General features: G+C 48.2%; 1 rRNA gene. It reads right to left on the reverse strand.

The annotated features are described in order from the left end of the window. Positions 1–20: 20 nt before the first annotated feature. Positions 21–1,542: ribosomal RNA gene (locus tag DDZ16_RS20510) — 16S ribosomal RNA — on the reverse strand. Positions 1,543–1,858: the final 316 nt, after the last annotated feature.

Consider the following 1,858-nt stretch of genomic DNA (forward strand, 5'->3'; position numbering starts at 1 on the left):
TTTGGATAACTACTCTCCAGAAAGGAGGTGTTCCAGCCACACCTTCCGGTACGGCTACCTTGTTACGACTTAGCCCCAGTCACCAGTTTTACCCTAGGACGCTCCTTGCGGTTACATACTTCAGGTACTCCCGGCTTCCATGGCTTGACGGGCGGTGTGTACAAGGCCCGGGAACGTATTCACCGCGCCATGGCTGATGCGCGATTACTAGCGATTCCAGCTTCATGAAGTCGGGTTGCAGACTCCAATCCGAACTGGGACCAGTTTTCGAGATTAGCATCACATTGCTGTGTAGCTGCCCTTTGTACTGGCCATTGTAACACGTGTGTAGCCCTGGACGTAAGGGCCGTGCTGATTTGACGTCATCCCCACCTTCCTCGCGGTTTACACCGGCAGTCTTGTCAGAGTCCCCATCTTTACATGCTGGTAACTGACAACAGGGGTTGCGCTCGTTATGGGACTTAACCCGACACCTCACGGCACGAGCTGACGACAACCATGCAGCACCTTGAAGAGTGTCCGAAGAAAGACATGTTTCCACATCCGTCACTCCCCATTTAAGCCCAGGTAAGGTTCCTCGCGTATCATCGAATTAAACCACATGTTCCACCGCTTGTGCGGGCCCCCGTCAATTCCTTTGAGTTTCATTGTTGCCAACGTACTCCCCAGGTGGATTACTTAATGCTTTCGCTCAGTCGCTTACTGTGTATCGCAAACAACCAGTAATCATAGTTTACGGCGTGGACTACCAGGGTATCTAATCCTGTTTGATACCCACGCTTTCGTGCTTCAGCGTCAGTTATAGTTTAGTAAGCTGCCTTCGCAATTGGTGTTCTGAGTAATATCTATGCATTTCACCGCTACACTACTCATTCCGCCTACCTCATCTATACTCAAGAATGACAGTATCAACGGCAGTTCTTCAGTTGAGCTGCAGTATTTCACCGCTGACTTACCATTCCGCCTACGCACCCTTTAAACCCAATAAATCCGGATAACGCTCGCATCCTCCGTATTACCGCGGCTGCTGGCACGGAGTTAGCCGATGCTTATTCGTACGGTACCGGCAAATATCTACACGTAGATACCTTTCTTCCCGTATAAAAGCAGTTTACAACCCATAGGGCAGTCATCCTGCACGCGACATGGCTGGTTCAGACTTGCGTCCATTGACCAATATTCCTCACTGCTGCCTCCCGTAGGAGTCTGGTCCGTGTCTCAGTACCAGTGTGGGGGACCTTCCTCTCAGAACCCCTAGACATCGTTGCCTTGGTGGGCCGTTACCCCGCCAACTAGCTAATGTCACGCATGCCCATCTTTAACCGTCGGAACTTTAACTCTTAATACAGGCGTATCCAGAGTCCCATGGAGCATTAATCCCCGTTTCCGGGGGCTATTCTCCAGTTAAAGGAAGGTTGCATACGCGTTACTCACCCGTGCGCCGGTCGTCATCGAGAGCAAGCTCTCATGTTACCCCTCGACTTGCATGTGTTAGGCCTGTCGCTAGCGTTCATCCTGAGCCAGGATCAAACTCTTCGTTGTAGGAAAGTTTTTAAAATAATTTCTTTTAAGCACTCATCCCAAAACTTCAAGACTCTTGATCCGGAAATTAAAATTGACTTGTTAGGATCCGCTTTTACCTTGCTTTTTGGTTTTGCATTAATAATGTCAAAGATCTTTTTTTTATTTAGTGGTTAGTTAATAGTTTTAGTCAATGCCTGACTCCACTCTTAACCTCCCTCCTTGCTTTGTCTTTCTTGTCTTAGCGCCTCTTTCGGCGACCGTCAGATTTTTCAAAAGCGAGTGCAAAGATAAGTGAAGTTTTTTAATCTGCCAAATTTATTTTTCAAGTTTTTTT

Source organism: Marinilabilia rubra, assembly GCF_003121985.1.
Classification (GTDB): Bacteria; Bacteroidota; Bacteroidia; order Bacteroidales; family Marinilabiliaceae; genus Marinilabilia; species Marinilabilia rubra.